Genomic DNA, 25880 nt, shown 5'->3' with positions numbered 1-25880 from the left:
ATACTTTAATACATATTACCAAAAAAATAAAGAGGAAATCACATTTTTTTATGCATTTCCTCAATTGAGTTTATTATAAAATTTATTCTATCAAAAAAGATTTTTTGATTTTTTTTATTATTTTCAGTCTTTTGTCGCTTCAATTATACTTCTTTTCTTTTTTGCTCTTTTTTGATCTCCCGTTTTAAAATCCTTTTACCGATAAAATTTTTCAGGTGATCTGCCCAGTTCTCACCATTTGCAAAGGAAGCAATACTATGTCCTGTTCCAAACCACATTCTGGTATTCAGCTGCTCTTTGCACCGGTAAACAAACTGTTCCTGCCAAGGGAAATCCATGCTGGCAATCACACAGTCTACTTCTCCGCCGTTGACCAGATTGGTGATCCTGTCATCTTCACTTTCGTCTGCCGGTACTGCTTTCATACCGACAACCTGAATCCCACTGTATGCCTCATGCAGATAGCCCTGCAGTCTGTCTCCTTCTTCCTCAGATCCTGCCAGTATAAATATCTTACAGCGGTTCTTATGAAAATAATGGAATACCATCTTCAGCATCGTCTGATCCTCCATCTCCTGGATCCGCTTTCTATCTGTGATCTTTGCAGCTTCAAGAATCGTCATATCTCCCGGAAGCAGAAGATCCAGTTTCTCCAGCTCTTCTTTCATACCGTCAAGCTGTGTCGCTCTCATCAGGGTATCCACCGTAACAATATCTACTGTGTTAAGTTCTTCTGTCTGCATATATTCTGCAATGATCTTCATCGCATCTTTTGCCGTACAGTTATCAAGCTGTACGTCCAGTACGTTCATTTTTTCATTCATTTGCCTCACCCGTTCCATTTTCTCGGTTTTTGCGGTCAAGCGATTATATCAAACATACAGTGCTTTTTCAACAAACGTTGCAAAATATTCACATTTTTTAAAATTTGTAATATTATTGTAAATTCCCAGTCTCATTCTTCCTGGATTTTTTTGAAATGATTCCTCCGATCCGCCCGGTTTCTTTTGATGACAGACTCTTCCAGCCATCTTCCAGAACCTTATCGAGAAGTCCAAGCTCCTCCGCAATCTCGTATTTTACCCGCTCACTTGTTTCCAGATTGGGGATATCTTCGCGTCTGATTTTCTTTGTCTTTGTGCTTTTCATACCTTTCAACTCCTTTTTCAGAGTGTTTCCCCAATTACGGATTTTATACATTTATACCTGATTATTATAAAAGAAGCCGGAAACATTACTTCCGACTTCTTCTCCTTCTGCCTTTTCTTTATCGGCAAAGCTCTCTTATTTTTTATTCCGGATCCGGAATGATAACTGCTGCAACAAAATAGGCAACCACGGCAGTCCCACAGCTTACGCAAGCCAGCAAAACACCTCCAAGCCGGATCAATGTAGGATCGATATTAAAATATTCTCCAAGGCCTCCACATACACCGCAGATCTTACGGTTTGTTACGGATCTGTATAATCTTTTCTGTTCCATAAAAATTCCTCCTAAAAGTTTCTCCTATTTTTGTGTTTCTTCTATTATATATGTGTTTCATCTGATACATTTTTCTGTCTATGTTAATTCTAATGGAAACAGATCTCCACGCTGCCTGCTCCGTTCGATATCTCAATCGTGCGTTTACTGCCATTATCGATTGACTTCTCTGTGCTTAAGCCGCCAAGATCTATATCTTCTCCAATTTCTACCGAACCGGCACTGCTATCCAGTTCATAATTATAATCCTCCACTTTTCCTTCCAGATTCAGTGTGACGCTTCCAGCACCACAGTCAATGTCCACTTCTTTTTCCACTGTTCCATAAAAATCCAGACTTCCGGCACCTGTTTCTACATCTAACTCCTCTATATCTGCATTTTTTATTGTACAGCCTGATGCCCCGCTTTCAATCTTAAGGCTTTTCGCATTTAGTCCATCGATCTCTGCTGTTACTGCACCATATTCCATGTCCACCTGATCGAACTTGTAATCTCTTGGAAGATAGATCACAAGTGTTCCCTTTGCGTTTCTCACATTTTTGAAACTGAAACTGCTGCGCATTTTCGTTGTTATTTCCAGAGTTTTTCCGTCATGGGACAGCGTTTTCTGCACTGCGTTTTCCGTTTTCATTCCGGAATCATCCACATGGATCTTGTCATCTGTCCCCGTCTTGATCCGCACCTCACTTGCACCGATATCAAGCTTCAGATTCTCCACACCGGAAAATGCCTCTTCCGATACAACATTTTCTGTATCATCCAGCTCATCATCATCATCCCAATCGTCATCAAAAGAAACATAATTCTTTCTCATAATACCAATTCCATTCGGATATGCTTTTTCAAACTGTGAAAATGTGACTCCAAGGCATAACGCAATGATACAAAATACAACTCCTGCCCCTGTCAGGCTTATAATAACTGTCCAGAAAATCTTCCATCCTTTTTTCATCTGCATTCACCTCTCTTTTTCTGAAATGGTATGCGACAAAGATTTACAAATCCACGGAACATCATTGGAATCAGTTTGATGCATCCCCATCCGATCAATACTGTAAATACTGCCCCAAGTGCCAGCAGCAGGCAGCCGACACCAAGCATTCCGATTCCAAGAGCCGGGAAATAAAACAGCTGACCAAATCCGTGAATCCCCAACAGAATCCCTACGGCTGCGGTTGCAACTGCTGCCACCCAGATCGCTATTGCTGATATTGCAAGTACGACCAGAACTCCAAATGCCGCTAAAAGAAGACCAAGTGCTGTCGGAACTACAATTGGAAGCCCAATCACAAGGATACAGATGATCAGAATGATCTTGCCGGCACTGGATTTCTTCCGTGGCATTTCTGTCATCTGACCCGCACCATATCCCTGATTTCCCGCATATGTATATCCCTGATTAGAATTAGCTGTATAAGAATACTGTCTTTCCGAAAATGGATTCCTGTCATTCTGTGACTGGCTTTCTCCATATGTCTCCGAATAGCTATCTTTATAATAGTCATCTCTTCCTGCCGGATACTCACTGCTGTCAAAACGCCTGTCCTGATATCCTCGCTCTCCGTACTCTCCATAACTTTCCGCCTCATCGGTATTGCCATTTATCCCGGCACGGATCGTTTCGGCAAGCTTTGCAGGACTTCCCAGCTCTTCGATTACTTTTTCTTCATTCTCGCTTCCGGCGTCATCAAAATAATCATTGTAATACTGCATTGCTTCTTCTCTTTCTTCTTTCGAAATTCCATGAAGCAGTGCATCTAATTCCCTCATATACTCTGTACGGCTCATTCGGCTGCACCTCCCTCGAACATCTCTGTAATCTTCCTTGTGTAGTTCTTCCATTCGACTTTATATAAATTCAGCTGTGCCATTCCTTTTTCTGTAACTTTATAGTATCTGCGGTTTCTTCCGTCAAACTGCATATCATAGACCTCCAGACATTCATCTTTCTGAAGTCTTCTGAGTACCGGATACATTGTTGACTCTGATACATTCAGAACTTTCCGGACATCCTGGGTAATCTTATATCCATAGGTTCCTTCCTGCTCCCGCGACACAACAGCAAGCACGATCGCATCAAGGAGGGCAGCTCCGGTGTTAAATACCATATGATTCACATCCTTTTATTGTTTGTTATATTGTTTTGTTAAGTATATTATACGTTATATAATATAGTGAGTCAATATAATATTGTATAAGACTTTCTGAAGATTTCCTAAAGAAATGGGTGGGAGACGGATGGTGGGAGGAAGGTTGTGACAGCTTGCGGATAGAAATAAAGTCCACCGCTTCCCACGGGGCGAAGGCATTCCGATGAGCCTCTGAATGCAAACATTGTGTCAGCAATGGCTTCCACAATGTTTGAGTCTCATCTCCATTGCCCCTCAAGGGAAGTGGTGGACTTTATTTCTATCTGCAAGCCGCTCAAGGTTATCGAATGACCAGCCATCCGCTTGGGCGGGCTGCCAGGGCTGATGCTGGGACGAAATTTGAAGGATTGTGAAAGGGGGACGGGCGACTGCAAAATTTGGAGAAGGGAAGTTATATAAAGAAGCGCAGCGCCCCTGGGTGGATAGTTTCGTTTGGTATTATATTTTGGATAAAGGGGACGCACAGCGCCTGTAAGGCGACTGTGCTGGGGGATCAAATATTTTAAATATGGGGGTAAAGAAAAAATGTGATTACTATTTGAATGATTAGAATAATAGGGATTCCTAATTTGAATTTCAGGTGGCGGGTTTTGTGGTGGTAGTGTTTCATGGCGAGGAGGGCGGCTGGGGAGCCGCCCAGAAGAGCCAGGAGGATGAGGGTGCGTTCGGGGATTCGCCATTTGTTTTGGCGGGCTTTGGTTTTATCGGCGGCGTAGGTGAAGTAGGTGATGATGTTGATCAATAGCAGGTATGCAAGGAGTATTATTTTAATCATTTTTGTAGTCCTCCAGGTGGATTTCTTTGCGAAGGGTGAAGGAGTAGATGATCTGTTCTTTTACTTTTTTCCGGATGATCTGTTCAAGGGCTTTGGTGTAAAGGCGGAGCTGTTCCCGGTAGCGGTCTTTTAGTTCGGCTTCGGTTTGTACACGGTCGGTTTTATAATCGAGTACGATGATTTCTCCGTCTTCTTCAAAGTAAGCATCAATAATTCCCTGGATCAGTACCATTTCGCCCTTTTTCTGATCCGGATAAAATTCTTTTGCATCTACACCGAGAACAAACGGCTGCTCGCGGTAAAGTGTTTTTGCCCTGGCTGCATTTTGCATTCTTTTTCCCACATTCGTATTAAGAAACTCCATAATTTCTTTTTTTTGAATACACCCGGCTGTTCCCGCATCCAGGTATCCTTCGTTTTTCAGATTCTCTATGTTTTCCCGCAGTAAATCCATCGTATATATTTTCGAAAAATCAAGAAGCTCCATTACTTTATGATAAGCTGTTCCTTTTGTTGCTCCTTTTACCTCTTCTTCCTCTTTCATAAAATTCGGAAGGATTGGAACAATCTCCTCTTCCGGAATCAGTATTTCTCCATCTTCTTCCGAAGCTGCCGCATATTTTTTCAGCTCTGACACGGTGTACTTCATTTTCATCTGATCTTCACCCTGATACGGATATCTGTAGGAAAATGCTTCCTCGATTTTTGCCCGAAAACGTTCATCCGTCACAGCCATCGGATGTTCTTCTGCTTCTACTTTTTCAAGGAACACCTCTTTTTCCAGATAATCTGCTGCTTCCTTATCCACTTCACCTTCTACAAGCGTATCAACACCAATCACTTTTAATTCGATTGGAATTTCTTCTGTTTTACGCACTGCCGCCGGAAGGATCCAGTCATAATAAGACGTTGCACGTGCAAGTTTTGTAAAGTCCAGTGTTTCTTTCTGACTGTTTTCCTGTTCCAGCTGACAGGCTTCCAGCTTGTCTGCCGCATGTGGAACCGTTCCGGTAAGAATCAGCTTTTCCTTTGCACGTGTAAGTGCTACATAAAGCACACGAAGCTCCTCACCAAGATTTTCCAGACCGATTTCATTTTGAATAACTTTCTTTAATAGTGTCGGAGATTTGGTTCGCCGCTCCAGATCGATCGCATCGATTCCAAGCCCCAGATCCGGATGGATCACAACGCTTGCCGTGGTATCCTGAATGTTGAACCTCTTTCCCATTCCGGCCACGATCACAACCGGGAATTCCAGTCCTTTACTCTTATGGATACTCATCAGACGAACTGCATCCGTCTGCTCATCGTAAAGCCCGGCTTCCCCAAAGTCTACATTATATTTCTTGAGCTGATCAATATAACGGACAAAATGATACAGTCCCTTATAGCTGGTTGCCTCAAATGCCTTTGCCCTGGTGATCAGCATATCAAGATTCGCGCGCCTTCCTTTTCCTCCTGGCATTGCCGCGATATAATCCCGGTATCCTGTCTTTTTCACGATCTCCCACAGAAGATCATGGATTGCCGTGTACGGTATCCGCTCCCGGAAATAAAAAAGCCATCCAAATACATCGCGCACTTTTTTCAGAATGCCTGCCGGAAGATCGGTCTTTTTTCCCGGATCCGCTGTTTCCAGTACATTCTGATAAAATGGTACTTCTGCATTCAATTCTCTGATCTGTGCCAGTTCCTCATTTGTCATTCTTCCAAACGGAGATTTCAGCACCGCAACGAGTGGGATGTCCTGACGAAAATTGTCAAGTACACGCAGATAGTCCATCATCCATCCAATTTCCAGAGTTTCAAAATACCCATCTGCCGATTCAGCCAGAACCGGTATTCCCTCCTCCTGCAAAATTCGTGTAACAATATCGGTCCATCCTGCAGGGCTTCTTGTCAGGATTACAATATCCTGATAGCGTACCGGTCGCAACATTCCCGTTTCTTTATCTACAATCTGCTGACTTTCCATCAGCTCTCCGATTCTTTGTGCGATCAGACGGACTTCCAGCTCTTTTGCCGTCTGGCTTCCGCTTCGCACAGAAAGCCCGGTATCCTCTTCCTCACTTTTTGTATCCAGAAGAAGGATTTCTGTCTCATTCTTTTCGGATTCCGGGTAAGAAGCTCCCACATAAAGTGCAGCATTCTCATCGTATGTGATCCTTCCAAGCTCTTCGGTCATGATCTGTCGGAAAATGAAGTTTACCGCATCCAGCACTTCTGCCCGGCTTCGGAAATTTTTGTGCAGATCGATTCGCCTGTTTCCTCCGTCCGTCAGACTGTAGGTATTGAATTTTTCCATGAAAAGCTCCGGCCTTGACAAGCGGAAACGGTAAATACTCTGCTTCACATCTCCTACCATGAAGAGATTATTTCCCCCTCTGCTGATCCGGGACACACTGGTCAGGATTGCCTCCTGGATCAGGTTACTGTCCTGGTATTCATCGATCATTACCTCCTCAAAGGTATTCTGATACTCCTTTGCCACCTCAGAAGGCACTCTTTTTCCGTTTTCTTTTCTTGTCAGGATCTGCAGGGCAAACTGTTCCATATCCCGGAAATCGATCAGATTTTTTTCTGCCTTCTTAGCTGCAAGTACCCTCTGGTATTCTTTTACCAGACTGACCAGCTCATGCATCACCGGAATGCAGATTTTCCGGTCTGCTTCCATCTCAGATGGCGGCTGGAAAAAATAATTGTTTCGAATATCATCGATAAGTTTCTTCCAGGTATCCCGATAGGCTCTTACCTGCTCTCTTTTTGTCGGATCTACTGCGTCATCTTTCTTTCTGGACAGAGTTTTCCATGCCGGCTTTTCTTTCAGTGCCTCATACATTTCTTCATAGCTCTTTGCCGCAAAAAGCTTTCTCAGTACTTTCTGATCTGCTTCCAGCATTTCTCCATACATATACGGTCCGTCCGGTTCCATGCAGATCTGATCCGCTTTTTCCATCAGCATCTGCATATCCGCAACTATTCTCCGGATATACTCCATCACCTTTTCAATATAGATGGCATTTTCCCCGCTCTCTTCGTACATCCTTGCACAGCCATCCAGCCACTCCTCCGGGTCCGGATAACTTCCGGCAAATTCATACAGTCTGCTGATGATTTCTTCCACCTGCAGATCTTCCCTTCCGGTTGCAAAAGTCTCCACAAAACGCAGGAAATCCTCGTTTCCTTCTTCATATTTTGCTTCCAGAAGCTCTTTCATCACGTCCTGCTTCAAAAGCTTTAATTCTCCTTCTTCCGCAATACGGAATCCCGGATCCAGATCGATCGTGTGAAAATACTCCCGGATCACAGACAGGCAGAAGCTGTGGATCGTTGTAATCTTTGCTGTATGGATCAGGGCAGACTGCCGCTTCAGATGTTCACTTGACGGATCCTCCTCCAGCTCCTTCTCAATCGCAGCACCGATTCTTTCTTTCATCTCAGCAGCCGCCGCCTCAGTGTAGGTCACGATCAGCATATGGTCGACATCCACCGGATTTGCATCCCTTGTCAGCCTCGCAATAATCCGCTCCACCAGAACAGCAGTTTTCCCGGAACCAGCGGCTGCTGACACCAGAATATTATGATCGCGCAGGTCGATCACCTGCTGCTGTTCTTCGGTCCATTTTACTCCCATGTCTGCTTCTCCTCTTCCAGCTTCGCCATAATTTTCTCCATTACAATTTCCTTCGGAAGCTTCTCCAGCTTCCGGTATTCATATCCTTCGATCTGCTCATCAAATCCGCAGATATCCCGGTATGGGCAATACGCACAGCCATTTTGCGTACCCATCTCATACGGCAGTGCCTCCGCCTTTCCGCGGTACATTGCTCCCTGCAGATCCGTCCGTCTTTTCTCTGCATAAGTCAGCACTGCATCAAACTCTTCCGGCAGGAGCATTTTGGATGATTTGGAATAGCCGCTTTTCGTCTTTCCTGCCGGAATCACAAGCGAATTCCCCGAAAAATCCGCATCCAGTCTCTGAATCACGGCATCCTCCTGACGGATGATTCCATCCAGCCGAAGCTCCTTTAAAATTGCCTCTTCCAGTTTTTCTTCATCCAGCTCTTTCCCGACGATCGGATCCTTCATCCGATAGTAGAAAATGCCTGCCGGCACAATCTTTTTACCCGGATGTTTTCTTTCCTCCAGCCGGACTGCTTCTTCCATATACACCACCAGCTGCATCTGCAGACCATGATAAAAAGCTGCCATATCAAAACTCTTTGCCCCGGTTTTATAATCCAGGATCTTCACATAGACCTGATCTTCCGTCTCACAGGTATCGATCCTGTCAATCTTTCCGCTTCCAAAGCTTACCTCATAACCCTCCGGTTTAAAGCTTCCCTTCCGAAGCTGCTTTGTCATCGCCCAGACCGTCCGGTTCATCATACGTTTCATACGTGGCACGATATACGCGTTCCGCGCACTGCTGTAGATTACGGTATTGCTGTAATCTACGATACTCTCATCCACGCTTTCCGACGCAAACTGTTCCTGCTGCTCCTTTGTAACCTCAGTCCATTCCAGGCCTTCCCGTTCTACCCGTCGGGCATATTTTTCCAGTGCTTTATGAAAAATATTTCCAAAATCAAGAGCAGCAAATTCATAGACCTCTCTCTCCTTAAGGCGAAGTCCATAGGTCAGAAAATGCGCACAGGCACAGGCAGCAAATTTCTCCAGTCTTGAAATGCTTGGTGCCCAGTCTCCATAAAGCTTCCGTGCGGTCTGCAAAGTCAGATTGTCCTCCGGCCTGCGGTATCTGCTGATCCTTGCCAGATCGTGCACCTTTTCGTTCCAGTCCTCCTGCGCACAATACCAACGGTACAGCTCCTGCCAGCTGCCTTCCTCCATCTTTTTCGGGTTCTGTAATCCTTCGATCAATGACCCGATCCCGGTCTGTGGAAGCATTTCTTTTGTCTCCATCCCATACTGATCCATATTAAATACAGGAAGCTTTGTATACATCCGCTTCAGATCCCCGATCAGATATGCCGCCCTCCTGCTCTTTCCATCGGCCGATACTTTACTGTAGGTCAGCATCAATTCTTCCGTCGGCTTTGTCATGTGCAGATACAGATAAAATTTCTGGATGTAACTTTTTTCTCTTGTTCCCGGTGCAAGCGCAATTCCTCTTTCTTCAAAACGCTCCCGGTCTCTGTCTGAAATCAGTCCACCTGCGGATGCATTTCCCGGAATCAGAGAATCATTGACTCCCAGAAGGATCAGCGCCCGGATATCTTTCAGTCTCGTTCGCTCAATATCTCCTGCCATCACTTCATCCAGACTTGGCGGAATTACACCGATCCTTGCCTCTTCCATTCCGGCATCCAGAAGCTCCCTGTACTCTTTGAGCGCAATCCGCTCATCTCCAAGAAGACTTACAAACTTGTCAAACAGCTCCATCACCACACGATAGATCTGTGCATATTCTTTTGCAAGTGCAAGCTCTCCTGCTTCTGTAAATTGATTCTCCAATACTTTTACCTGCTTCTGGATTTCTTCTTTTTCCAGAAATTCACAGATTGCAAGCGTCACATCCCGCACTGTCTTCTGACGCTGCTTTAAGACAAACACCAGCTCTTCTGTTTTTTCCACAAAGCATACCCGGAGATGATTCAGTACCTCCAACTCTTCCTCGGTCGTATCCTTCGCTCTGCGGATCCATTTTTCCTGCCATTTTTTGTAACCACGGATGCCCAGCGCAAGTACATAATTTTCCAGAAGATCCAATTCCTCACCGGTAAATCCGACCAGATCCGTTCTTAAGAAACGGAACACACTTTCTGCAGAAAAATTCTGTTCTGCCATCGCAAGAAGACTCCGGATATACTCCACAAAAGAATTTAAAAGTACATTCCGCTTATAATCCATGAAAACCGGAATCTCATACTCCCGGAAAGTCTTCTCGATCTCATCCGCATAGAGATTCATGTCACTTGCGATCACCGCGATCTCCCGGTAACGATATTCTTTCTTACGAATTAAAAAACGTATCCTCTGGGCAGCGCATTCTACTTCCATCCTGGGATTTGCCGCTGCATAAACCCGCACATTTGACTGCTTTTCCCTGTAAGTCCTGCCACTGTAACGGAACAGTTCCTTCTCCAGAAATGCAAGTGCCGGCGCATTTCTAAAACGCCAGACCGGCTCCTGGTACAGACAGACCGGCTCTTCGACCAGCACCTTTTCCTCCCCTGCAATCTTCACAAGAGACGTCACCATCTGCTTACTCAGCGCAAACAGCTGATACTTGTCTTTCATCACGTAAGGATCTTCCCTCTTATCCATCGTGACAGTAATCATCACCTTCTGACAATGATGCAGCATTTCCCCCAGTACCTTGTTCTGAAGCGGCGTAAATCCGGTAAACCCATCCAGCGCGATCACACTGTCCTTCAGCATTCTCGATTTGTCCATCACATTGCAGAGAATGTCCAGAATTTCTTCTTTTGTAATATATTTATCTGCAAGATATTCTTCAAATGCCTGATACATCACCTGGATATCCTTCAATTTCCAGGCAAGATACGAAGACTCATCTGCCTCCGTGATCATATCATCCATGCCATCCAGGGAAATGTTGTACTGCGTCAGCTCGGAAATAACGGATTTCACCTCACTGATGTAACCTGGCTTTTTGATATTTCCTTTTAAAACCTTTAGCGAATCTTCTTTTTTCCCCGCGAGTCGCCTGAGAATCAGATTCTTTCCTTCATCATCCAGAATCTCCCTGCTTCCATTCCCTGTTTCTTCCAGAACACGAAAAGCAAGACGTGCAAAACTCAGCACGTCTATGTTCATAATTCCATGTCTCGGATGCCGCAGGACCAGTTCCTTCTGCGTCTGCATCGTGAACTGTTCCGGCACCAGAATAATATAATTAATATCAGGATGTTTCATTGATTCCCGAATGATATGTTCATATAGATAATGTGACTTGCCCGAACCCGGATTTCCAAAAATAAACTGTAAAGCCATCTGTTATACCCTCCCGTCAAGCTCTTTCGGCACGTATGCAGATACATGGATTCCATCTTCTTTGTATTCTTCCTCCAGCAGTTCTCCATACTTCCGGATGAGCTGGATTTTCCCGGATTCCTGATAGGAATAAACTCGTTCGATATAAATTTTCTGCTCCCGCAGGATCTCTTCTATTGCCTGAAGAAGCGCCTCCAGACCTTCTCCGGTCTTTGCAGACACCTGTACGATCCGGTCTGCCTTAAAGTCCCGTACCGTCAGGCTTTCCCCGATCCTGTCCATCTTGTTAAATGCCGTGACCACCGGTTTGTCCATTGCCTCCAGACGCTGCAGTGTCTCATACACCACATACATCTGCTCGTCCATCTGTGGATTGGAAGCATCGACTACATGCAGGATCAGATCCGCATACTTCGCTTCTTCCAGCGTACTTTTAAATGCATCGATCAGATGATGAGGCAGCTTCCGGATAAAGCCTACCGTATCTGTCAGAAGAATCTCCTGTCCGCTTGGCAGCTTCCGGCTTCTTGTCGTCGGATCAAGAGTTGCAAAAAGCTGATCCTCCTGCAGCACACCGGCTCCGGTCAGTGTGTTGAGAAGCGTGGACTTTCCGGCATTGGTATAACCGACAATTGCCACAACAGGGATCCGGTTCTTCGTCCGCTGCTCACGTGTCAGTTCCCGGTGTCTCTTCACCTCCCTGAGTTCACGGTTCAGCTGTGCGATCCGGTTCTTGATGAGTCTCCGGTCCATCTCCAGCTTCTTTTCTCCCGGTCCTCTGGTTCCGATTCCGCCTCCCAGACGTGACATCGCCCTTCCTGCCCCGGTAAGCTGTGACTGCCGGTACTTAAGCTGTGCCAGTTCTACCTGGATCTTTCCTTCACTTGTAGAAGCCCGTCCTGCAAAAATATCCAGAATGACCATCGTCCGGTCCATTACCTTCACATCCAGAATATCCGTCAGATTGTTCATCTGTGCCGGAGACAGCTCATCATCACAGACGATCCCGGTTGCGTCAAGCTCCCACAAAAGCTCCCGGATCTCCTCAATCTTGCCTTTTCCGACATAAGTTCCCGGATGGACAAGCTCTCTTTTCTGGATTACCCGTCCGACCGCTTCCGCACCTGCCGTCTTCACCAGATCCTTTAACTCATCCAGAGAATCTTCCGTGTCATCGTTCTCCCTTGTACTGACACCGACCAGAATTACCCTTTCCTTTTCTTCTTTTATTTCATAAAGTGCCATATTATTCTCCCCTGCCAGATTTCTTTCCGTCCCGGATCAAATCTGCTCATCCGATCCGCTCTACTGCTGATCTCCTTCCGAAATCTGTGTATTTAAAAATTCCTGCTCTTTCAGCGCTTTTTTGTCATCTGGATTTGCTTTCAGATAACTGTCCAGCTTCTCTTTTGCAGACTGGTAATCCCCTGCTTTTTCATAGGCAACTACCAGATTATATGCCATTTCTTTTAGCAGCTCTTTTCCTGCGCCTGAAAGCTCCTGCCCATTTTCAAAATAATACACTGCCTTTTCCGGTTTATCCAGTTCCAGATCGCAGATTCCCAGAATATTATAAAGAGTTGCCGTCTCTTCCGTTCCATTCTTCAATGCTTTTTCCAACGCCTTCTCTGCCTTTTCATACTTTTTCTGTTCCCAGTAGCAGAGTCCGAGTCCGCGATAAGCCTCTCCCAGATTCTTCTTTTTGTCTATCGCATCCTGGAATTCCACCTCTGCATTTTTATAGTCTTTTTCTTCCAGATACTTCGTTCCTTTTTTTACAGAACCGGCGCATCCCGTTACTGTCATACAAAGCGCTACAAGGATCCCTATGATTACCTTTTTCTTTCTTCCTGCTGTCACTGTTATCGTTTCCTTCCTTCTATATTGATATATCATCTGTTATTCCAGAATATGCTCCATTCCCTGGTTCATGATGGTCTGGATATGATCATCAGCAAGGGAATAGAACACCGTTTTTCCTTCCCGTCTGTTCTTCACAAGCTTCATCTGCTTGAGCATCCTGAGCTGATGGGAAATCGCGGACTGCGTCATTCCAAGAACTTCCGCCAGATCACAAACACACATTTCAGACTGAAAAAGAACACATAAAATCCGGATCCGTGTGGTATCTGCAAATACCTTGAAAAAATCAGCAAGATCCTTCAAAACTTCTTCATCCGGTATATGCCCCTCTGCCTTATGTACAAGTTCTTCATGTATACAAAATGTATCACAACATTCTACTTCTGTCTTTTTCATAGTTACCCCTTTCATATGAATAAGTATTCATATATCTATTATGCCAAATGATCTCTTTACGGTCAACTATTTCCATTGATTCCGGCATGCAAAGGAAAAACAGACGTTACTGTTCACAGTACCTGTGACCAGCAACGCATCTCGCCATTTTAAATCGCCTTTGGCGATGGGCGAGATGCCATTCAAGATAAAAGTGCATCCTCCGTGCCAATCAGCGTAGTGATTGACACGGGAGTGAACAGAAACAAACAGACTGCAAATAAATCTTCACAGTCTGCCCGAAATCTCTATTTTTTATTCTTTACAGTTCATCAATCTGCCAGTCGATCGGCTCTACACCATGCGCCTCAAGGAATTTGTTGGTCTGGCTGAACGGTTTGCTTCCGAAAAATCCACGATACGCAGAAAGTGGACTCGGATGTGGTGCTTCCAGGATCAGATGGTTCGGATTGGTCAGCATTCTCTTTTTCATCTGTGCCGGTCTTCCCCACAGGATAAATACGATCGGCCTGTCCTGGGTATTGAGTACACGGATTGCTGCATCTGTAAATTCTTCCCAGCCAATTCCACGATGTGAATTAGCCTGATGCGCTCTTACCGTAAGAACCGTGTTGAGAAGAAGCACTCCCTGCTTCGCCCATTTCACCAGATTGCCGTGGCTTGGGATCGTACATCCCAGATCATCATGCAGTTCCTGATAAATATTCACCAGTGACGGTGGAATATCAACCCCTGGTTTCACAGAAAAGCTTAACCCCTCTGCCTGTCCATCTCCATGATATGGATCCTGACCAAGGATCACAACCTTGACATCCTTAAGCGGTGTCAGATGAAATGCATTGAAAATGTCATCTGCCGGAGGATATATCCGGTGTGTCCGGTATTCCTGATTCACTGTCTCAAATAGTTTCTTATAGTATGGCTTGGAAAATTCACCTTTCAGTGCATCCAGCCAGTCATTGTTAATTGCTGCCATATTCCCCACCTTTTCTCTACAGACGTACCGATACGCCTTTTTCTCTCAAATATTCTTTTACTTCTCTGATCTCCAGCTCTTTATAGTGGAACAAGGATGCCGCAAGCGCCGCGTCTGCCTTCCCCTCTTCACCAAGTGCTTCGTAGAAATGCTCCAGATTACCTGCTCCTCCAGATGCGATCACCGGAATTGATACATTTTCTGCGATCGTCCTTGTCAGCTCCAGATCATATCCGGCCTTCGTGCCGTCACAGTCCATACTGGTCAAAAGAATCTCTCCTGCACCAAGAGCTTCTACTTTCTTCGCCCACTCGACCGCATCAATCCCCATATCAATGCGTCCGCCATTTTTATAAATATTCCAACCGCTGCCGTCTGCCCTTCTTTTCGCATCAATCGCGACAACCACGCACTGGCTTCCAAACTTCTCAGCTGCTTCCCGGATCAGTTCCGGTCGATTGATCGCAGAAGAATTGATGGAAATCTTGTCTGCACCTTCCCGAAGCAATGCCTTAAAATCGTCAACGGTCCGGATTCCACCACCTACCGTAAATGGAATAAACACACACTCAGCAACTTTACGCACCATGTCAATCACCGTGCTTCTGTCGTCCGAAGATGCCGTGATATCCAGAAATACCAGTTCATCCGCACCTGCCTTATCATAAGCCTTCGCAATCTCAACCGGATCTCCTGCATCTTTGAGATCCACAAAATTCACACCCTTTACAACCCGTCCGTTCTTCACATCAAGACATGGGATAATTCTCTTTGTAAACACTGTCTGCCCTCCTACAATTCTACAAAATTTTTCAGTATCTGAAGTCCTGTATCACTGCTCTTTTCCGGATGGAATTGGCAGGCAAATACATTTCCCTGTTCAACCGAAGCATGAATATGTGTGCTGTACTCGGTTGTCGCTTTTACAATACTTTCATCTGCTGCTTTTAAATAGTAGGAATGAACAAAATATACATACGGCTCTTCAGGTAAATCTTTAAACAATCTGCCGTCATTCTGAAGCTTCAGAGAGTTCCATCCCATATGCGGGATCTTAAGTCCCGGACAGTTCGGAATTCTAAGAATCTCTCCTTTTAGAATACCAAGTCCCTCCACACCTGGCGTCTCGTCACTTCTTTCAAACAAAAGCTGAAGCCCAAGACAGATTCCAAGAAGCGGAATTTGTCTTTTTGCTACTTCACGAAGCACTTCATCCAATCCATATTTTTTCAAATTGTACATGGCATCGCCAAATGCACCGACTCCCGGAAGGATCACTTTATCGGCAGAAAGTATCTCTTCTCTGTCTCTTGTGATAACCGCATCCTCACCAAGATATTTTAACGCTTTTTCTACACTTTTAATGTTTCCTGCATCATAATCAATAATCGCTATCATCCGCATATCCTCACGATTTTTATATTCTTGTAGTTATTCAAAAGAACTTTTTCCGCTCATGTCACAATCTTCTTCCCTGTGTCAATCAGTAATAAGCTCTTTTATAATGTACCACGTTACAGTGCGAATTGCAAGATTCGCGTTTATTTCATGTCCAGTTCAAACCAGAACTCAACACCATTGGTATGATTGATCGCACCGTATCCTTTTCCAAAGGAGTCCATGATCGCCTTCACAATGGAAAGCCCGATACCATTTCCACCGTATTCTCTGGTCCTTGCCTTATCAACCTTATAGAATTTCTCCCAGATATGTGGCAGATCTTCCTCCGGAATCGGCGTTCCGGTATTGAATACGGTAATTTTTGCCATATCATTTTCCTGGGTGATCTTGATCTCGATCACCTTCTCACCATCGACATGGTTCAGTGCATTGTTGACATAGTTCCGGACAACCTGCTCAACCTTAAACTCATCTGCCCAGACATAAACAGGGTTCTTGTGGCGGAAAATCACTTGTGCTTCTTTCTGCTCAATCAGAATATCCAGACTCTGCAGGACACCCGAAATCAATGAAGTAATATCAAACCGTTCAAACTGTACATCATCCTCACCAAATTCCAGCTGGTTCAGGGCAAGTAGATTCTTCACCATCCGGTTCATCTTTCCTGCCTCGTCCATAATGACTTCACAGTAGAATTCTCGGCTCTCCGGATCATCATTGACTCCTTCTTTCAGGCCTTCTGCATATCCCTGGATCAGGGCAATCGGCGTCTTCAGTTCATGGGAAACATTCCCCAGGAATTCGCTTCGCATATTTTCTCGTTTTTCTTTCTGCTCAATGTCTTTCTGCAATTTATAGTTGGCTTCTTTCAGATTGGAAATCGTCTGCTCAAGTCTTTCTGACATCCGGTTAAAGTTCTCTCCCAGTACACCGATTTCGTTGCTTCCGCCGCTGGTATATTTTGCATCAAAATCCAGATCGGCCATCTTCTGTGAAAGTGTTGCGAGCTCCATGATCGGCTCCGTGATCCTTTTTGAGAAATACCACGCAAGCAATACACTCACAAGAATCACACATCCGCCGACAACTCCGATAAATCTGTTAAAAATCATGACTGCCGAACGAATACTCTCCAGCGGGCTTCGCATGATAAAGATATCACCATTGTCAAAGTTTCCCCACATGGTCAGGTACTCTGTATTATTTTGCGGATCAACCGACTTGCAGATATCATAACTGTCCGTTTTTTCCAGAACCTCCTGATGATTCTTATCGTACAGATATCCGAAAAGCTGTACGACCATCATCTGTTTTTCTCTTACATTAGTATAAACCACATTGTATTCTGAATCGATGACTGCAATGGAAATATTATTTTTCTCTGTAAATCTTCCCAGGTCTTTTTCCGGTGTCTCAGAATTGATTGTCCCGTTCTCCACACCTTCCTGCACCATTGTATAAGCCTTTATAAATTCTGATTTCTTATTGGAAATATAATATTTCTCCAGAAAGCTTCCGTTGACGATCATAAATACAACGATCATAAACAGAATCAGACCTACAAAAACAGTCATCATCTGTCTTTTTATTGAATATTTCATGACTGTACCTCGAATTTATACCCCATACCCCAGATAGTCTTAATATAATCTCCTTTATCACCAAGTTTACTTCTCAGCTTCTTTACATGGGTATCAATGGTTCTGGCATCCCCGAAATAATCGTAATTCCATACATTGTTAAGAATCTTCTCTCTCGATAAAGCAATCCCCTGATTCTCCACAAAATAAGTCAGAAGTTCAAACTCTTTGTAACTGAGTTCGATCGGTTTTCCATCGATCTTCACCATATGTGCTGCTTTATCAATCTCGATCCCGTCCGCATGAAGCAGATCATCCGAAGCAAGCGCATTGGTTCTGCGCAGAATCGCAGTAACTCTTGCAACCAGGATCTTCGGGCTGAACGGTTTGGAAATGTACTCATCCACACCGAGTTCAAACCCCTGAAGCTCGTCCCTCTCTTCACTTCTTGCGGTCAGCATAATGATCGGAACCTTTGATTCTTTACGGATCTCACGGCAGGTCTGCCAGCCATCCATATGCGGCATCATGACATCCAGAATGATCAGTGCAATATCTTTTTCTTCATAAAAAATGTCCATTGCTTCCATACCGTCTCCGGCTTCGAGTACAGCATATCCTTCTCTTTCCAGGAAATCGCGCACCAATTTGCGCATACGGCTTTCATCATCTACTACAAGAATTTTCAGTTTATCCATAACTCTCACGGGCTCCTTTTTATCACTTTATTTCTAATTATACACCAGAATAGCAGATAATTGTGTTCTTTATGTGAAAGAAGAACAACAGGATCGTAGTTTCGTATTTATTTTTATTCTAAAAAGCCAAGATGCTCTAACAAAATCTTCAGACCAAGCAGAATAAGGATGACCCCACCGACAATTTCGGCTTTGTTCTTATAGCGGGCTCCAAAGACATTACCAATCTTTACTCCGGCAAAGGAAATGATGAAGGTCACGATTCCGATAAAACAGACCGCCGGAATAATATTTACCTTAAGAAATGCAAAGGTAATTCCTATAGCGAGTGCATCAATGCTGGTTGCTACTGCGAGAAGGAACATGGTCTTCACATCCAGGCTTGCATCGGCTTCCTCTTCGTCATTGTCCAATGCTTCGTGAATCATATTTCCACCAATCAGCGCAAGTAATACAAATGCGATCCAGTGATCTATAGAAGCAATGGTTTCCTGGAACTGCGCTCCTAAAACATAACCAATTGCCGGCATCAATGCCTGAAATCCGCCAAACCATAAGCCAACGATAGCCGCCTTTTTGAAAGTGCACTTCGGCATAGCAAGTCCTTTACAGACAGAAACTGCAAATGCATCCATGGACAGCCCTACTGCAATCAAAAACAATTCAATTAAACCCATAATTTTTCTCCTTTTTAAAGCTAATCATCTTATCCAATGTGAAAATAATTGTCTGCGGCAATGCTTTGCCTGCACTTGGCTCATCGTATATAATCGAGCAGGCTGACTCCTACTCGATTTGTATACTTTGTACACCATCTCGCTTAACAGCTTGATGATGTACATTCGCCAAATGCAGATACTTGTGCAAGCACAAATCTGCACTTGGCTCATCGTATGCACAAAAAAAGACTTATTCGTAGCATAAAATACTACGAATAAGTCTCATTATTTAAAGCTATGCCAGACAGCCATTGCTGTCAGTATGTTGACAAAGCTACGTCATCGCGCCAACTACTCCCTTATCGATAAAAATTATTATATCGGGCAGGTTCCTTTCTGTCAAGCCTGATTCTCTGCAAATTCAGATCAGACTCATTCTCCAAAATCAGCTTTTGACTGCTACGCCATGATCGGCTTTAATGCTTCTGCGAATTTGTCTTTCTTTGCCTGTGCTTCTTCCAGATCTTTTCCAAGTGTTGTGTAATAGATCTTAATCTTCGGCTCTGTTCCTGAAGGACGAACAATAACAGTCTCGCCATCTTCCAGTTTGTAGATCAGTACATTCGCAGAAGGAAGTCCGGTTTCTTCCGGTTTGGTGTAATCTGTAACAGATGCAACCTTGATTCCGGCTACTTCTGTGAGCGGATTCTTACGAAGGCCTTCCATAATACCTGCCATCTTGTCCATTCCGCTAAGTCCCGGGAATTCAAAGCTGTCTACTTTGTTCAGATAACGTCCGTACTGCGCGTAGATTTCTTCCAGTCTCTGCTTCAGTGAGCTTCCGATGCTTCTGTAGTAAGCTGCCATTTCGCAGATCAGCATAGATCCGATAACAGCATCTTTATCACGTACATACGGTCCTGCAAGGTATCCGTAGCTCTCTTCAAATCCAAAGATGAAACGGTCTACTTCTCCGGCTTCTTCAAGCTGTGCGATCTGGTCACCGATCCACTTGAATCCGGTAAGTACGCTTCTGAGTTCTACACCGTAATGCTCTGCAACTGCATCTGCAAGCGGAGTAGATACGATTGATTTTACAGCAACTGCTTTCTCAGGCATGGTTCCTTTTTCAATACGTCCTGCGCAGATGTAATCGAGAAGCAGAACACCGACTTCGTTACCACTTACCAGTTCGTAAGAACCATCCGGGCACTTCATTGCAATACCTACACGGTCTGCATCCGGATCTGTTGCAAGCATCAGATCTGCATCTGTCTCTTTTGCAAGGTTAAGTCCAAGCTCCAGAGCTGCAAAAATTTCCGGGTTCGGATAACTGCAGGTCGTGAAGTATCCGTTTGGATATTCCTGTTCCGGAACGATTGTGATATCTGTGATTCCGATGTCTTTTAATACCTGTGTTACCGGAACAAGTCCTGAACCATTGAGCGGGCTGTATACCAGCTTCAGTCCTGCTGTCTTGCAAAGTCCCGGTCTTACCTGACGTGATTCGATCGCTTCATAAAGCGCCTTCTTGCAGTCATCTCCTACAAAACGAATCAGCCCTTTTTCTACACCTTCTGCGAAGGATATGTATTTTGCACCTGTGAGGACATCTGTCTTCTGGATCTCAGCATATACGATTGCTGCTGCATCATCTGTCATCTGGCATCCGTCCGGTCCATATGCTTTATAACCATTGTATTTTGCCGGGTTGTGCGATGCAGTTACCATAACACCTGCATTGCAGTTATAATAACGTGTCGCAAATGAAAGTGCCGGCACCGGCATCAGCGCGTCATAGATTCTGACATTGATTCCGTTTGCTGCCAGAACACCTGCTGCTGTCTTTGCAAATACATCACTCTTCAGACGGCTGTCGTAGCTGATTGCCACAGTCTGTGTGCCACCCTGTGTCTTAACCCAGTTCGCCAGTCCCTGTGTTGCCTGACGTACTACATAAATATTCATACGATTCGTTCCTGCTCCGAGAACTCCACGAAGTCCGGCTGTTCCAAACTTCAGAGCTACAGCGAAACGATCTTTTATCTCTTCGTCATTTCCTTCAATTCTCGCTAATTCCGGACTCAGATCGGCATCTTCCAGATCTGCTTCCAGCCAACGTTTGTACTCTTCCTGATACATCTTGACCTCTCCCTACTATAATTTGTTCTTATTTTTGTACATTTTGACAAAAATATACTTTAAATATACCATATCTTTGACTAACCCGCAATGATTTGGGTAAGAAAAGTCCGTTAAAACATTCTTCATTTTCATCTTCCTCCATAACTAAATTGTTCTCTCACCATCATCAAAGCATATCCAAGTAAGTTCTGACCTTTCCACTTATCCAGATCAAATCTGTTCTCGTCTTTCATGGATAACCCAATTCCCCATATCTGATCTTTTACCACACATTCTGATAAATACCAATTCCTAAATATCCATTTTCTTCATCTGGATTATGAAAACAAATAATCTCCATCACTGTTCACCCAATCTTTCACTACAATCATACCAGATTTATATCTTTCCTGCCATCGCAACAAGCACTTTCATCACCCCGGCAAGCACCATCACCCAGATTGGATTCATCTTCACCTTCCTGAGCAAGACCACACATACCACAAATATTCCAACCATCAGCCAACTGGTATCAGATATCACCATTTTCCCGGAAACTCCCCAGAATGCTGTCTGCAAAATGGAAATTCCCGCCGATCCGATCAGTGCAACCACCGCCGGTCTGATTCCTCCAAGTATTCCCTGCAGCATGTCCATTTCCCGGTATTTTAAGTACAATTTTGCAATGATCGTCACGATAATGCAAGATGGTGTGATATATCCAAGTGTAGCCACAACCGCTCCCGGCATTCCGGTCAGTTTCATCCCAACAAAGGTTGCTGCATTGATTGCAATCGGTCCCGGAGTCATCTGGGAAATGGTGATCAGATCCGTAAATTCCGTCATGCTGAGCCAGTGATGCACATTTACGACCTGCCCCTGGATCAGTGGAAGTGCCGCATATCCACCTCCAAAGCTGAACAAGCTGATCTGAAAAAAGCTTAAAAATAATTGTATATACATCATACTCTTTTCCTCCGTCTGTTCCAGATTGTCCGGATTACACCAAAAACTCCACTTGCAATCACAATATAAATCACATTGATTCCCAATACACAGGCTGCTATAAAGGCTGCAATCATAACAATCGTTGCCACATTATCTTTCTTTTTTATAATTCCACATCCCATTTCATAAGTGACCGAGGCAATCACAGCTCCGACACCTGCCTGCATCCCTTCCAGCATCTGACTCACCAGATAATTATCCCGAAATGCATGATAAAAAGCAGAGATCAAAGAAATGATCACAAACGGTGGAATAATCGTTCCAATAATTGCAACCAGTGTTCCTGCAAGGCCGGCAAGCTTATACCCAACCACGATTGCCCCATTTACCGCAATCGGTCCCGGTGCTGACTGCGCGATTGCCACCAGATCCAGCATTTCATTTTCTTCAATCCAATGATAATCATCCACAAACTTTTTCTTCATCAGTGTGATGATCACATAACCGCCGCCAAATGTAAATGCACTTAGATATAATGTAGATAGAAAAAGTTTAACCAACACTTCTCTTTTATTCTTCATAATTTTTATCCTCCACCCATTAGTATATCTTTGCTTTATACAGATGTAAATTAAAATCCAGGTAAATTTCAAAACCTTTCCGAAACCTTTCCAATACAATTTTACCTCTTGACTTTTCCAACAATCTCGTTTATCATATATAACATATCAATTTAGTAGGTTTATAAAGGAGTGACACAGAATGAACATCTTATGCTTTGGCGACTCAAACACATATGGCTACAAACCGGACGGAACCGGCAGATTTGACACCGACACCCGATGGACCTGTCTGCTTCAGAAGAAGCTGGGTGCTGACCACCGTGTGATCGAAGAAGGTCTTTGTGGAAGAACCACTGTATTTCAGGATGATCTTCGTGAGGGACGCCGTGGACTTGATCTGATCGGTGTCACGCTGGAAATGCATAACCCTATCGATCTCCTTATCGTTATGCTCGGAACCAACGACTGCAAAACAAGATACAATGCGTCCGCAGGAACCATTGCCAAAGGATTGGCTCAAGTCATCCAAAAAGCCCGAAAAAACGTTTCCCAGCCTTTTAATCTCCTCGTCATTTCGCCGATTCATCTGGGTGAAGGTGTTGGCGATCCTGGCTTTGATCCGGAATTTGATGAAAAATCCGTAGAAGTTTCAAAAAAGCTTGCTGAAGAGTATCACAAAGTGGCACTTCTGCATCATGCAGCATTTCTGGATGCCTCTGCTTTCGCATCTCCGAGTACAACCGACCGCGAGCATCTGGATGTAGCCGGTCACGCTGCACTTGCTAATGCAATCTATGAAAAAGTTATCGATATGCAAAAAGAACTGGAAAAAGCGGTATAGATTTTTAACGTCTATACCGCTCTTCGTATTCGTATTCTTCATTAAATATAAATCCGCATGATATTGATCACAAATCCAATCGCCCCAAGTGTCATAAACACAAGCGCAGCTCCTGCTGCCTTTTTTCTTGTTTTAATCTTTTCCTGATCTTCGATGCTCATATTCTGGACCGGATATTTTCTTCTACCGATCAGATAAAGAATCAGTCCACTTGAATTATTTCCATTCATCGCCCAAAATCCCCAGAATTTCGGGTGCTTTAAGCCTCTTGCTTTTGCATCTGATACCGTCATCTGATAAATCTGCCATGCGGTGCAGATTGCTCCTACCAACGCAATTGCTCCGCTTGCTACTGCTGCTATTTGATTCCATCCCATAATAATCTGCCTCCTAAATCCGTTTGATAATCTGATAAAGTAATACCGATGAACTCATGATTACCACACAAAATACAATTACCAGATAATAGGTTCCTTCCGGCAACAGCATGTTCAGCGCAATCAACAGTATCATCAGTATAATATTTAAAAGAATTGCTCCAGTCAGTTTTTTGTTGCTTTTTACAACATTTGTACTCTCTTCCAGATGTTCTGCCATCTTCTGATCTCCTTTCAACAGTTCATCAAGACTTACGGAATATAGATCACTAAGTGCAATGACACTGATAATATCTGGATACGATTTTTCATTTTCCCAATTGGAAATAGTCTGGCGGGAAACATCGATTTTCTCTGCAGCCTTCTCCTGGGTAAGCCCGGCTTCTATCCGTGCATTTTTTAGTTTCTTTCCTATTTCCATAATTCCTGTTTCTTCCTTTCACGGACATCATTCCATATAGAACACCAAAAGTCTATCAAACATCTTTTACAAATGGCATTTTTGCCTGTCAAAATTCTTTTACACCGGCAAATATACCTGTATCTTACCATCCGGAGAGATTTGTATCAAGAAAACTATGGCACTTTCTCCTCGCATCTGTTAAAATAGGATTTCAGAAACGGAGGTTTTGAAATGCTAAAATCCTATGTCTGTTTTGACCTGGAAACAACCGGGCTTGACCCACTATATAATGAAATTATTGAAATCGGAGCACTGAAAGTCCGCGACGGAAAGGTTGCCGAACGTTTTATGGAATTCATTCATCCACAGGAAGAGATTTCCCCGATGATCACGAATCTCACCGGCATTACGAATGAAATGGTTGCAAATGCCAGACCTGCCGATACTGTGATCAGTGATTTTCTTGAATTCTGTGAAGACGATGTCCTGATCGGCCACAATGTAGGCTTTGATTACAGCTTCATGAAATCAGGTGCTTCCAATTTAGGACTTACTTTTGAAAAATTTGGAATCGACACATTTAAGATTGCCCAGCGCACCTTAAAATCACTTCCCTCCAAAAGTCTCTCCAGTCTGTGTGAATACTACCAGATTGAAAATAAAGCTGCGCACCGCGCCTACTATGATGCACTTGCCACAGCCAAGCTGTATCAGACACTGGCACACTATTTTGAAAATGAAGATCCTTCTCTTTTCAAGCCACAGCAGCTTACATACAAAATAAAAAAAGTGCAGCCTGCCACAGCAAAACAGGTTGCTCTTTTGCAGAGACTGTGCAGCCAGAAGAAAAAAGTACCGGAATGGAATCCGGATACGATCACGCGCAGTGAAGCATCTCGGCTGATTGATTCTTTGCTGAAATCCAAAGTAATTTAAAAGCATCGTCTGCAGATTCCCGTTATCTCAGAAACTAAAAAGATAGAGTCCGTCTTGAAAAATTTTTCTTCTCATAAACGTACTCTATCTTTTTTCTTATCCCAGATACGCGATTGCCTCTTCTCTTGTTCCGGAAACGCGTCTTGCATCCTCTGGTATCAGAAACTTCCAACTTCCAAATTCTATTTATTTACCTTCCAGTTTTCCAGAAGTTTTAATTCTATTTTCGTTCCATTCGGCAGTGAGAACCAGTGGTCGTTGATTGCTTTTACCGGATAAGCCTTGATCTTTTCCATCGTTTCTTCCACGGAATCCACCGCGATTGAAATGTGGTCGTAGCCATTTTCTCCCTCTGTGTTAATTTCTTCCATTTCGCAGAGCTGGATTCCTTCTTCGTACCAGCATTTTCTTCCCGGTTTTTCACCGATCTCTCTCCACATATGCATTTCAAATACATCTTCAAAAAATTTCTGTGCATTCTCGTAAGATGCCGTTCTGATTGCTGCATGATCTATCTTTGCCATATTCTATATCCTCCTATTTTCGAAGTTTATGTTCTATTTTAGGATAATTCATTTTGTGAGAGCGTGCAAGAAAAACAATGATATGAGGAGATAGATAAAAGTTATTGACAAATACGGTTGTGACACCCGTCTTCATACAACTGGCAATGTAAACATACCATTTTTTCCATGCAAAAAGAAGCCCTCACACAAGGACTCCTTCGT

26 protein-coding genes and 1 pseudogene are annotated in these 25880 nt (G+C 43.9%); 2 read left to right on the top strand and 25 right to left on the bottom strand.

Translation table 11 applies throughout. The features are described from left to right. Window positions 1-143: 143 nt before the first annotated feature. From PGW42_RS04715 to PGW42_RS04610, 22 genes and pseudogenes are all read right to left on the bottom strand, one after another. Window positions 144-824 carry a WecB/TagA/CpsF family glycosyltransferase gene (locus PGW42_RS04715; protein WP_270202882.1) on the bottom strand — a complete coding sequence of 227 codons (681 nt, stop codon included), beginning with the start codon at window positions 822-824 and terminating at the stop codon, window positions 144-146. A 112-nt stretch (window positions 825-936) separates the two neighbouring features. Then, a complete protein-coding gene (locus PGW42_RS04710; protein WP_022220993.1) occupies window positions 937-1149 on the bottom strand; it encodes a small, acid-soluble spore protein, alpha/beta type in 213 nt (70 codons plus the stop codon). A 142-nt stretch (window positions 1150-1291) separates the two neighbouring features. After that, window positions 1292-1483, bottom strand: coding sequence for a PspC domain-containing protein (locus PGW42_RS04705; protein ID WP_008372894.1), 192 nt, complete (start codon window positions 1481-1483; stop codon window positions 1292-1294). 89 nt (window positions 1484-1572) lie between these two features. Next, window positions 1573-2436, bottom strand: coding sequence for a DUF4097 family beta strand repeat-containing protein (locus tag PGW42_RS04700; protein WP_270202883.1), 864 nt, complete (start codon window positions 2434-2436; stop codon window positions 1573-1575). After that, window positions 2433-3272 (bottom strand): DUF1700 domain-containing protein, encoded by an 840-nt coding sequence (locus tag PGW42_RS04695; protein WP_270202884.1) that lies wholly within the window; start codon window positions 3270-3272, stop codon window positions 2433-2435. The genes PGW42_RS04700 and PGW42_RS04695 overlap by 4 nt, the downstream gene beginning before the upstream one ends. Beyond that, a complete protein-coding gene (locus PGW42_RS04690) occupies window positions 3269-3592 on the bottom strand; it encodes a PadR family transcriptional regulator (protein ID WP_117557754.1) in 324 nt (107 codons plus the stop codon). Before PGW42_RS04690 ends, PGW42_RS04695 begins: the two co-directional genes overlap by 4 nt. Window positions 3593-4136: 544 nt before the next feature. After that, window positions 4137-4409 (bottom strand): DUF1294 domain-containing protein, encoded by a 273-nt coding sequence (locus PGW42_RS04685; protein WP_270202885.1) that lies wholly within the window; start codon window positions 4407-4409, stop codon window positions 4137-4139. Continuing rightward, the gene (addA, locus tag PGW42_RS04680) at window positions 4402-8043 is read right to left on the bottom strand and encodes a helicase-exonuclease AddAB subunit AddA (protein ID WP_270202886.1); all 3642 of its coding nucleotides are present in this window, start codon (window positions 8041-8043) and stop codon (window positions 4402-4404) included. Before addA ends, PGW42_RS04685 begins: the two co-directional genes overlap by 8 nt. Beyond that, window positions 8034-11387 (bottom strand): PD-(D/E)XK nuclease family protein, encoded by a 3354-nt coding sequence (locus PGW42_RS04675; protein ID WP_270202887.1) that lies wholly within the window; start codon window positions 11385-11387, stop codon window positions 8034-8036. Before PGW42_RS04675 ends, addA begins: the two co-directional genes overlap by 10 nt. Before the next feature lie 3 nt (window positions 11388-11390). Continuing rightward, window positions 11391-12632 (bottom strand): GTPase HflX, encoded by a 1242-nt coding sequence (gene hflX / locus PGW42_RS04670; RefSeq protein ID WP_022220997.1) that lies wholly within the window; start codon window positions 12630-12632, stop codon window positions 11391-11393. A gap of 60 nt (window positions 12633-12692) precedes the next feature. Further along, on the bottom strand, window positions 12693-13247 hold the full coding sequence (locus tag PGW42_RS04665; RefSeq protein ID WP_182420291.1) for a tetratricopeptide repeat protein: 555 nt from the start codon (window positions 13245-13247) through the stop codon (window positions 12693-12695). Window positions 13248-13286: 39 nt separating this feature from the next. Then, window positions 13287-13646, bottom strand: coding sequence for an ArsR/SmtB family transcription factor (locus tag PGW42_RS04660; protein WP_022220999.1), 360 nt, complete (start codon window positions 13644-13646; stop codon window positions 13287-13289). A gap of 301 nt (window positions 13647-13947) precedes the next feature. Then, window positions 13948-14622, bottom strand: a complete 675-nt coding sequence (locus tag PGW42_RS04655) for a uracil-DNA glycosylase (protein WP_117834952.1) — start codon at window positions 14620-14622, stop codon at window positions 13948-13950. A 16-nt stretch (window positions 14623-14638) separates the two neighbouring features. Beyond that, a complete protein-coding gene (hisF, locus tag PGW42_RS04650; RefSeq protein ID WP_270202888.1) occupies window positions 14639-15403 on the bottom strand; it encodes an imidazole glycerol phosphate synthase subunit HisF in 765 nt (254 codons plus the stop codon). An 11-nt stretch (window positions 15404-15414) separates the two neighbouring features. Next, window positions 15415-16020: an imidazole glycerol phosphate synthase subunit HisH gene (gene hisH / locus PGW42_RS04645; RefSeq protein WP_270202889.1), complete on the bottom strand. Its 606-nt coding sequence runs from the start codon at window positions 16018-16020 to the stop codon at window positions 15415-15417. 143 nt (window positions 16021-16163) lie between these two features. Beyond that, complete coding sequence (locus PGW42_RS04640; RefSeq protein ID WP_270202890.1) at window positions 16164-17624, bottom strand: sensor histidine kinase; 1461 nt, start codon at window positions 17622-17624, stop codon at window positions 16164-16166. Beyond that, a complete protein-coding gene (locus PGW42_RS04635; RefSeq protein WP_022220129.1) occupies window positions 17621-18301 on the bottom strand; it encodes a response regulator transcription factor in 681 nt (226 codons plus the stop codon). The genes PGW42_RS04640 and PGW42_RS04635 overlap by 4 nt, the downstream gene beginning before the upstream one ends. A 113-nt stretch (window positions 18302-18414) precedes the next feature. After that, on the bottom strand, window positions 18415-18978 hold the full coding sequence (locus PGW42_RS04630; protein WP_270202891.1) for a manganese efflux pump MntP: 564 nt from the start codon (window positions 18976-18978) through the stop codon (window positions 18415-18417). Between the two features lie 441 nt (window positions 18979-19419). Next, complete coding sequence (locus PGW42_RS04625; RefSeq protein WP_055261806.1) at window positions 19420-21102, bottom strand: phospho-sugar mutase; 1683 nt, start codon at window positions 21100-21102, stop codon at window positions 19420-19422. Window positions 21103-21233: 131 nt separating this feature from the next. Further along, a pseudogene (locus tag PGW42_RS16080) lies at window positions 21234-21386 on the bottom strand (NADAR domain-containing protein); the annotation flags it as partial. A gap of 97 nt (window positions 21387-21483) precedes the next feature. After that, window positions 21484-22050: a chromate transporter gene (locus PGW42_RS04615; RefSeq protein WP_270202892.1), complete on the bottom strand. Its 567-nt coding sequence runs from the start codon at window positions 22048-22050 to the stop codon at window positions 21484-21486. Then, window positions 22047-22613, bottom strand: a complete 567-nt coding sequence (locus tag PGW42_RS04610; protein ID WP_118199680.1) for a chromate transporter — start codon at window positions 22611-22613, stop codon at window positions 22047-22049. The genes PGW42_RS04615 and PGW42_RS04610 overlap by 4 nt, the downstream gene beginning before the upstream one ends. A 181-nt stretch (window positions 22614-22794) precedes the next feature. On the opposite strand from PGW42_RS04610, the gene PGW42_RS04605 reads away from it, so the two are divergent. Next, window positions 22795-23436 carry a GDSL-type esterase/lipase family protein gene (locus PGW42_RS04605; protein ID WP_270202893.1) on the top strand — a complete coding sequence of 214 codons (642 nt, stop codon included), beginning with the start codon at window positions 22795-22797 and terminating at the stop codon, window positions 23434-23436. Window positions 23437-23477: 41 nt separating this feature from the next. Here the strand turns inward: PGW42_RS04605 and PGW42_RS04600 are convergent, their stop codons facing one another. Together PGW42_RS04600 and PGW42_RS04595 are read right to left on the bottom strand one after the other, a co-directional pair. Then, window positions 23478-23813: a hypothetical protein gene (locus PGW42_RS04600; RefSeq protein WP_195250434.1), complete on the bottom strand. Its 336-nt coding sequence runs from the start codon at window positions 23811-23813 to the stop codon at window positions 23478-23480. A 13-nt stretch (window positions 23814-23826) separates the two neighbouring features. After that, complete coding sequence (locus tag PGW42_RS04595; protein WP_117557698.1) at window positions 23827-24234, bottom strand: helix-turn-helix domain-containing protein; 408 nt, start codon at window positions 24232-24234, stop codon at window positions 23827-23829. Window positions 24235-24447: 213 nt separating this feature from the next. Between PGW42_RS04595 and PGW42_RS04590 the strand changes: the two genes are divergently transcribed. Next, complete coding sequence (locus tag PGW42_RS04590) at window positions 24448-25152, top strand: 3'-5' exonuclease (protein ID WP_117834945.1); 705 nt, start codon at window positions 24448-24450, stop codon at window positions 25150-25152. 182 nt (window positions 25153-25334) lie between these two features. On the opposite strand, the gene PGW42_RS04585 is transcribed toward PGW42_RS04590, so the two are convergent. Further along, window positions 25335-25676: a VOC family protein gene (locus tag PGW42_RS04585; protein ID WP_117557694.1), complete on the bottom strand. Its 342-nt coding sequence runs from the start codon at window positions 25674-25676 to the stop codon at window positions 25335-25337. Window positions 25677-25880: the final 204 nt, after the last annotated feature.

The sequence above is a fragment of the Coprococcus sp. TM115-187 genome, assembly GCF_027679115.1.
In the GTDB taxonomy this organism is placed as follows: domain Bacteria; phylum Bacillota; class Clostridia; order Lachnospirales; family Lachnospiraceae; genus Allocoprococcus; species Allocoprococcus comes.
The sequence above is the reverse complement of the archived record's forward strand: the minus strand, read 5'-3'. Positions and strand labels throughout refer to the sequence as shown.

Bases quoted from the DNA above. Each gene is read 5' to 3' on its own strand.
- PGW42_RS04595 (WP_117557698.1), bottom strand. From the start codon at position 24,234: ATGGAAATAGGAAAGAAACTAAAAAATGCACGGATAGAAGCCGGGCTT.
- PGW42_RS04640 (WP_270202890.1), bottom strand. From the start codon at position 17,624: ATGAAATATTCAATAAAAAGACAGATGATGACTGTTTTTGTAGGTCTG.
- PGW42_RS04715 (WP_270202882.1), bottom strand. From the start codon at position 824: ATGAATGAAAAAATGAACGTACTGGACGTACAGCTTGATAACTGTACG.
- PGW42_RS04660 (WP_022220999.1), bottom strand. From the start codon at position 13,646: ATGAAAAAGACAGAAGTAGAATGTTGTGATACATTTTGTATACATGAA.
- PGW42_RS04655 (WP_117834952.1), bottom strand. From the start codon at position 14,622: ATGGCAGCAATTAACAATGACTGGCTGGATGCACTGAAAGGTGAATTT.
- PGW42_RS04610 (WP_118199680.1), bottom strand. From the start codon at position 22,613: ATGAAGAATAAAAGAGAAGTGTTGGTTAAACTTTTTCTATCTACATTA.
- PGW42_RS04695 (WP_270202884.1), bottom strand. From the start codon at position 3,272: ATGAGCCGTACAGAGTATATGAGGGAATTAGATGCACTGCTTCATGGA.
- PGW42_RS04635 (WP_022220129.1), bottom strand. From the start codon at position 18,301: ATGGATAAACTGAAAATTCTTGTAGTAGATGATGAAAGCCGTATGCGC.
- PGW42_RS04605 (WP_270202893.1), top strand. From the start codon at position 22,795: ATGAACATCTTATGCTTTGGCGACTCAAACACATATGGCTACAAACCG.
- hflX (WP_022220997.1), bottom strand. From the start codon at position 12,632: ATGGCACTTTATGAAATAAAAGAAGAAAAGGAAAGGGTAATTCTGGTC.
- hisH (WP_270202889.1), bottom strand. From the start codon at position 16,020: ATGATAGCGATTATTGATTATGATGCAGGAAACATTAAAAGTGTAGAA.
- PGW42_RS04705 (WP_008372894.1), bottom strand. From the start codon at position 1,483: ATGGAACAGAAAAGATTATACAGATCCGTAACAAACCGTAAGATCTGC.
- PGW42_RS04590 (WP_117834945.1), top strand. From the start codon at position 24,448: ATGCTAAAATCCTATGTCTGTTTTGACCTGGAAACAACCGGGCTTGAC.
- PGW42_RS04710 (WP_022220993.1), bottom strand. From the start codon at position 1,149: ATGAAAAGCACAAAGACAAAGAAAATCAGACGCGAAGATATCCCCAAT.
- PGW42_RS04585 (WP_117557694.1), bottom strand. From the start codon at position 25,676: ATGGCAAAGATAGATCATGCAGCAATCAGAACGGCATCTTACGAGAAT.
- PGW42_RS04675 (WP_270202887.1), bottom strand. From the start codon at position 11,387: ATGGCTTTACAGTTTATTTTTGGAAATCCGGGTTCGGGCAAGTCACAT.
- addA (WP_270202886.1), bottom strand. From the start codon at position 8,043: ATGGGAGTAAAATGGACCGAAGAACAGCAGCAGGTGATCGACCTGCGC.
- PGW42_RS04700 (WP_270202883.1), bottom strand. From the start codon at position 2,436: ATGAAAAAAGGATGGAAGATTTTCTGGACAGTTATTATAAGCCTGACA.
- PGW42_RS04600 (WP_195250434.1), bottom strand. From the start codon at position 23,813: ATGGGATGGAATCAAATAGCAGCAGTAGCAAGCGGAGCAATTGCGTTG.
- PGW42_RS04690 (WP_117557754.1), bottom strand. From the start codon at position 3,592: ATGGTATTTAACACCGGAGCTGCCCTCCTTGATGCGATCGTGCTTGCT.
- PGW42_RS04615 (WP_270202892.1), bottom strand. From the start codon at position 22,050: ATGATGTATATACAATTATTTTTAAGCTTTTTTCAGATCAGCTTGTTC.
- PGW42_RS04625 (WP_055261806.1), bottom strand. From the start codon at position 21,102: ATGTATCAGGAAGAGTACAAACGTTGGCTGGAAGCAGATCTGGAAGAT.
- PGW42_RS04630 (WP_270202891.1), bottom strand. From the start codon at position 18,978: ATGGGTTTAATTGAATTGTTTTTGATTGCAGTAGGGCTGTCCATGGAT.
- PGW42_RS04685 (WP_270202885.1), bottom strand. From the start codon at position 4,409: ATGATTAAAATAATACTCCTTGCATACCTGCTATTGATCAACATCATC.